We start from the raw sequence: 6,164 nt of genomic DNA on the forward strand, positions 1-6,164 counted from the left end.
CCGCCACCACCGCGGGGGGGGGGCCCTAGCTTCCGGCGGCTAACAGGCAGCCGATCCCGAGGAGCACCAATTGCGGCGCGCCGGGTGCCAGACGGAACCCGGCGCCCAGCGATAACAGGGAAACAACGCAGAACACCGTCGCGCAGGCCCATTTCCTGGCCGGGTCGGATCTGCTGACCTGGTCGGTGATCACGCCGCACACGATCATGCCGATCGCGATCAGCAGCAGGAACACCGAGGCAGTCGTGCCGGCTCTGTCGGGAGTCATGTCGTAGTAGCGGTTGAAGAAACTGGGCGACCAGGCGAGCAGTGCCGCGGCGGCGAACATCTGCAATCCGCCACCCAGATAAGCGCACCACAGGGCGGGGTTCGTGAACAGGCTCGATACGGGAACCCGAATACCACTGTTTCCGGGACCGGCGGGCGCGGCGATTCGGTCGGTGGCGTGCTCGGCGAGGCGGCGTTCGGTGACCACCAGCCGGAACGCGGCGACCAGAATGAGTCCCAGCACCGCCATTGCGGCGAACGACCAGCGCCAGCTCAGATGCACGGCGATGACGGCGCCGACCGAGACGCCGACGACCGAACCGAAGGAACCGCCGGCCATGAAGGCGCCGCTGAGCGCCGAGTGGACCCGGGGTGCGAAGACGCTGAGTACCACCGCGATGCCGACGCTTCCGTACGCGGCCTCGCCGACACCCACGAGGAAGCGGGCGGCGAGCAGCTGCTCATAGTTGGTGGCGAGTGCACACAGCAGAGTCGCGGCGCTCCACAGTGCGGCCATCAGTGCCAGCGACTTCACCCGCCCCCAGCGGTCGGCGAGCAGCGAGAGCGGGAGTGTGAGCAGTCCGACCATCAGCGCGACGATGCTGGTGAGGGAGGCGAGCTGCGAATCCGTCAGTGCCCATTCGGATTTGAGAAACGGGAATACCGCGCTGAGGACCTGACGGGACATGTAGTCGGACAGCAACAATCCGAACGCCAGCGCGAATACGATCCAGGGATAGACCGCCGAGCGGCGACGTGGCGCGGTAAGGGCGGTGTCCGTTGGAGCCGGCCGCGCTCCGGTTGACGTTCCGGCCGGCTGACCGATCGTGGAAGGGGTGTGTCCCACGGGTTCTCCTGTAGGTGGCTGAACTGAGGGGTGAAGGTGGGGCATCGGCCGACAGTCACGATTCCCGGCGGCGGGCTTCGTACGCCTCGAGTTCCTCCTCGAGGATCGGCACGCCGAGATTGCAGGCATGGATTCCCAGGACGCTCACCATTTCGAGAACCGTGAGGATCTCGTCTCGGGTCACTCCGAGGTCGAGTGCGGCCCGGATATGCCGTCGCACCCCCGGTGCGTACAGGTGGGTGGCCGCGGCGTCTATGGCGATGCTCAGGAGTTCGACGAACTCGGGGGTGAAGACCCCGCGCCTCATGGGAAGGGCGTTCATCGCCATGAATCGCTCGGTCCATTCCGGATCCCACCTGGACAGGGTGTCCCACAGTGGATTCCACTGACCGTTACGGCGCATCCTGTCGATCGTCGGTGTCCGGGTCGGTTCGAGTTCTGTCATGAGGCACTCGTTTCACGTGCGGGGCGAAAAGGGCCGTACTGGAAGTGGCCCCGGCCGGAAGTGGCGTGCATCACGTTATCTGTCCCGCGACCCGATTAATTACCCCTACGGGACGGAGTTCTGTTCATTTCGGGACAAGGGTTTGGTGTCTCGCCCCTCGTTCGGCGGTACGTGCCCTACCGCTCCGACTGTTTGCGCCACTCGCGTGGGCTCATGCCGAATTGCTGGTGGAACCAACGGGAAAAACTGCTCGGTGTCGAGAAGGCGAGCAGTTCGGAGATCTCGGTGAACGAGTAGCGGCGGCCGGTGACCATGCGGTTCGCCAGCTCTGCGCGTGTCGAGTCGAGCACCGCGGTGAACGTCAGGCCCGATCTGCTCAGGTGCCGATGTACGGTGCGCCGGTCGACACCCAGGCTGCGCGCCACCTGATCGACCGAGCAGCGGCCGGTCGGCAGCAGAAGTTCGATGAGTTCGCGCACGCGAGAGGTTGTCGTGGCTTCCTCCGGCACCGCGAGGGTGTCGAGGAACTGCCGGGCGTACGTACGGAGCAAGGGGTCGGAGAGCCTGTTCGGTTCGTCCAGATCGCTGGTGTAGACGACGATTCCGGAGTACGCGCCGTCGAAGACCAGCGGCGCACGGAACGTCCGTCGATGGGTGGCATCGTCCGTAGGCCGTGAATGCTCGAAGCACACCGATACGGGGTGCCACCGCTCGCCCAGCAGATGAGTGAGCAACTGGTGCATCGCCGTGACCGCCAGTTCGACGGACTGCCGCACGAGCATCGGCTCGCCCGGATCGACGCTGGTCCGGATGGTGGCCAGACCGTCACGCTCCGACAGTCGGATGTGGAGGGACTCGTTGTACATGTGCTGGTATCGGATCAGCATCCGGACCGCACTGCGGGCATCGGGTTCCTCGCGAATGCTCACGCTCAGCGGACCGAGGGTCGAAAACCGCCGGCGCTCCGCGAGCAGAAGCGCGAAGTCCTGATGGCCGGACTCCGAAGACGACAACTCGAGCAGGCGCACCACCGCGGCCGCCGGGACCGGCCGATCCGGCAGATCGAGGCTCGCGGGATCGATGTCGACACTGCGTAGCAGCCGGATCGGGTCCAGGCCCAGCGAGCGGCTCAGCTCGATATATCCGGTCAGCGACGCATATCGCGCGAGGGGGCGGGTCATTCGCATCACCTTTTCTGACCCTGTATTCCGGCGGCCGGGCGGTGTGGCGGGCCGTCTCGTCGTCCCCGGGACCGCTGTCGCCGAACCCGGCGAATGTCCCGAAAAGGTAATAAATACGTCCCGCCAGGCTAAGTATAGGCGCCGTCGCTTGGCTACGGTCGAGTTATCGGAGTCACACCGCGTCCAGCCCGATCTCGGAGCGTGTGGCGGCCGGGCGAATACCTCGCCCGCATTGTCAGGTCGATCCTGCGAGACGGCCAGATCCAGGGAGAACGTAATGGCGCAAGCGATCCGCTTCCACGAGACCGGTGGCCCGGAGGTCCTCGAGTGGGAGTCGGTAACGGTCGGCGACCCCGGACCGGGCGAGGTCCGTATCCGGCACGCGGCGGTCGGACTGAACTTCGCCGATACCTACTTCCGGACGGGTCTGTATCCGGCACCTCTGCCCGCGGGTATGGGAGTGGAGGCCGCCGGTATCGTCGAAGCGATCGGTGCCGGCGTCACCGAGTTCCGGGAGGGTGATCGTGTCACCTACACCGGTAGTCCGTTGGGGGCGTACAGCACCGAGCGCGTGATGCCGGCCGAACACCTCATCTCGCTGCCCGACGGTATCGCTTTCGAGACGGCGGCCGCCATGACCATGCGTGGTCTGACCACCGCGTACCTGCTCCGCCGGATCTATCCGTTGAAGGCGGGTGACACGGTGCTGCTACACGCCGCCGCGGGCGGTGTGGGGCTGATCTTCTGCCAATGGGCGGAATTGCTCGGCGTCCGGGTGATCGGGACGGTGTCGTCCGACGAGAAGGCGGCGGTCGCCCGCGCCCACGGTTGCGCCGAGGTGATCGTCTACACCCGGGAGAACATCGCGGAGCGGGTGCGCGAACTCACCGGTGGATCGGGGGTGCCGGTGGTCTACGACAGTATCGGTGCGTCGACAATCCGGTCGTCACTGGATTCGCTGGCCCGTAGAGGGCTGCTGGTGGCCTTCGGCACCGCTTCCGGGCCGATCCCGCCGATCGATGCCGTACAGCTCGCGGTCAAGGGCTCGCTGTTCGTGACCCGGCCGGCCCTTGCCGACTACATTGCCGACCCGGCCGAGCGCGCCGAACTCGCCGGCGAACTGTTCGGTCATGTCTCGGCAGGCCGTATCGCGATCGAAATCAACCAGCGCTATGCGCTCGACGAGGCCGAAAAGGCCCATCGCGACCTGGAATCCGGAGTAAGCGTCGGTTCCTCTGTTTTCTCACTCTGACTGCTCATCCACTCGCACAGGAGATCGTCATGAACACCACCGCCGGTTTCGCAGCTCGCGGCGTAAGGGCCCGCGCGCCGCTGGACGCCCGACCACTGACTTGCAGCATCGGCGCGGAACTCCACGGCCTCGACCTCGCGGAGGTCGTGCGTGACGATGCGCTCTTCGCAGAGCTGAAATCGTTGCTGCTCCGCTACAAGGTGCTCTTCTTCCGCGACCAGGACATCAGCCGCGCCGAGCACGTGACACTCGCCGAGAAGTTCGGGACGCTGGAGGATCACCCGGCCCTCGGCAGTGACCCGGAACATCCGGGGCTCGTCCGGATCTACAAGGATCTCGACAGTCCACCGGAGCAGTTCGAGAATTCCTACCATTGCGATGCGACCTGGCGGGTGAACCCGCCGATGGGGTGTGTGCTGCGCTGTGTCGAGGGCCCCGCCGTGGGCGGAGACACGATCTGGGTGAACATGGCGTTGGCCTATGAAAAGTTGCCGGAACGGGTGAAGGCGCAGATCGAGGGGTTGCGTGCGCGGCACAGCATCGAGGCCTCGTTCGGGGCGCGGATGCCGATCGAGCAGCGCCTCGAGCTTGCGTCACGATTTCCGGACGCGGAGCACCCCGTGGTGCGCACCCACCCGGAGACCGGCGAGAAAATCCTTTTCGTCAACAGTTTCACCACACATCTGACGAATTACCACACCGCGGAGAATATCCGCTGCGGCATCGACTATGCGCCCGGAGCAGGTGAGCTACTGCGCTACCTGATGAGCCAGGCGACCATTCCGGAGTACCAGGTGCGGTGGCGTTGGACGAAGAACAGTGTGGCGATCTGGGACAACCGATCGACCCAGCACTACGCCGTCCAGGACTACTGGCCGGCGGTCCGAAAAATGGAGCGCGCCGGCATCGTCGGCGACCGGCCCTTCTGAATCCCTTCCTGCACGATCACCCGCAATTGCGAAACGGAGTCCACCGATGCATTTCCACGACGATGCGCTGTTCCCGGAGAACCAGGAAAAGCTGGTTATCACCTGTGCGCCGTACGGGCCCGAATGGGAGCCGGACGATTTCCGTGCCGACCTGCCGCTGACGATGGCCGAACATGTGCAGCAAGCGGTGGATTGTTATGAGGCCGGTGCGACCGTCCTGCATATCCACGTGCGTGAGCTGGACGGCAAAGGCAGTAAGCGGCTGTCGAAGTTCAACGAGTTGCTCACGGGCCTGCGTGCGGCAGTACCGGAGATGATCCTCCAGGTCGGTGGGTCGATCTCCTTCGCGCCGGAAGGCGAAGGCGCGGACGCGAAATGGCTCTCCGACGACACTCGTCATATGCTCGCCGAACTCGATCCGGCACCGGACCAGGTGACCATTGCGATCAACACCAGCCAGATGAACATCATGGAGTTGATGACGGCCGACGATATCGCCGGAACATCGATGGAACGTCCGGAGCTGGCGGCGGCCTACCGGGAAATGACCGTACCGGCCGGCCCGGAGTGGGTCGCCGAACATCTGCGCCGCCTCCAGGCGGCAGGAATCCAGCCCCATTTTCAGCTGTCGTCCATTCCGCAGCTCGAGACCGTCGAGCGGTTGATCCGGCGCGGCGTGTACACGGGCCCGTTGAACCTGACGTGGGTGGGTATCGGTGGCGGTTTCGACGGCCCGAATCCGTACAACATCATGAACTTCATCCAGCGGGTACCCGACGGTGCGTGCCTGACGCTCGAGACTCTGATGCGCAGCGTGTTGCCGGTGAATGCGATGGCGATCGCGATGGGTCTGCACACCCGGTGCGGTAACGAGGACACGCTCTGGGGTCGTAAGGGGGAGAAGATGACCTCGGTGCAGCAGATCCGGCAGCTGGTCCGGGTCGCCGACGAGCTCGGCCGCGAGGTGGCCTCCGGTAAGGAGGCCCGCGAAATCTACCGGATCGGCACGACGTACTCCGGTGCCGACGAAACCCTGGCCGCGCTCGGGTACGCCCCGAACCGCCGACCCGGCCAGGTCGGGTTCACCCACCACGCCTGAAGGCAGGCCGGATCGGGGGGCGGGGGGGTGGGGGGCGGGCCCCCCCCCGGGTGGGGGCCCCGCCCATTTGTTTGGGCCGGGGGCGGGGGGCCCCCAACAACCACCCCCCCCCCCCCAGGGGGGGGGTGGGCCGGCCCCCCCGCG

At 65.8% G+C, this 6,164-nt stretch carries 5 protein-coding genes and 1 pseudogene; 3 read left to right on the forward strand and 3 right to left on the reverse strand.

Annotated elements, in window-relative coordinates; translation table 11 throughout:
* Positions 1–28: 28 nt before the first annotated feature.
* From QH195_RS06150 to QH195_RS06160, 3 genes and pseudogenes are all read right to left on the reverse strand, one after another.
* A pseudogene (locus tag QH195_RS06150) lies at positions 29–1,093 on the reverse strand (MFS transporter); the annotation flags it as partial.
* 76 nt (positions 1,094–1,169) lie between these two features.
* Positions 1,170–1,559: a carboxymuconolactone decarboxylase family protein gene (locus QH195_RS06155; RefSeq protein WP_280434644.1), complete on the reverse strand. Its 390-nt coding sequence runs from the start codon at positions 1,557–1,559 to the stop codon at positions 1,170–1,172.
* Positions 1,560–1,735: 176 nt separating this feature from the next.
* Positions 1,736–2,740 (reverse strand): AraC family transcriptional regulator, encoded by a 1,005-nt coding sequence (locus QH195_RS06160; RefSeq protein ID WP_280434645.1) that lies wholly within the window; start codon positions 2,738–2,740, stop codon positions 1,736–1,738.
* A gap of 277 nt (positions 2,741–3,017) precedes the next feature.
* On the opposite strand from QH195_RS06160, the gene QH195_RS06165 reads away from it, so the two are divergent.
* Genes QH195_RS06165 through QH195_RS06175 form a run of 3 tightly spaced genes read left to right on the forward strand, consistent with a single transcriptional unit; the run spans position 3,018 to position 6,020 of the window.
* Positions 3,018–3,992, forward strand: coding sequence for a quinone oxidoreductase family protein (locus QH195_RS06165; RefSeq protein ID WP_280434646.1), 975 nt, complete (start codon positions 3,018–3,020; stop codon positions 3,990–3,992).
* A 29-nt stretch (positions 3,993–4,021) separates the two neighbouring features.
* Positions 4,022–4,921, forward strand: coding sequence for a TauD/TfdA dioxygenase family protein (locus tag QH195_RS06170; RefSeq protein ID WP_280434647.1), 900 nt, complete (start codon positions 4,022–4,024; stop codon positions 4,919–4,921).
* A gap of 46 nt (positions 4,922–4,967) precedes the next feature.
* Complete coding sequence (locus QH195_RS06175; RefSeq protein ID WP_280434648.1) at positions 4,968–6,020, forward strand: 3-keto-5-aminohexanoate cleavage protein; 1,053 nt, start codon at positions 4,968–4,970, stop codon at positions 6,018–6,020.
* The last annotated feature ends 144 nt before the right edge of the window (positions 6,021–6,164 follow it).

The sequence above is a fragment of the Nocardia carnea genome, from assembly GCF_029868855.1.
Taxonomy (GTDB): Bacteria; Actinomycetota; Actinomycetes; order Mycobacteriales; family Mycobacteriaceae; genus Nocardia; species Nocardia carnea_A.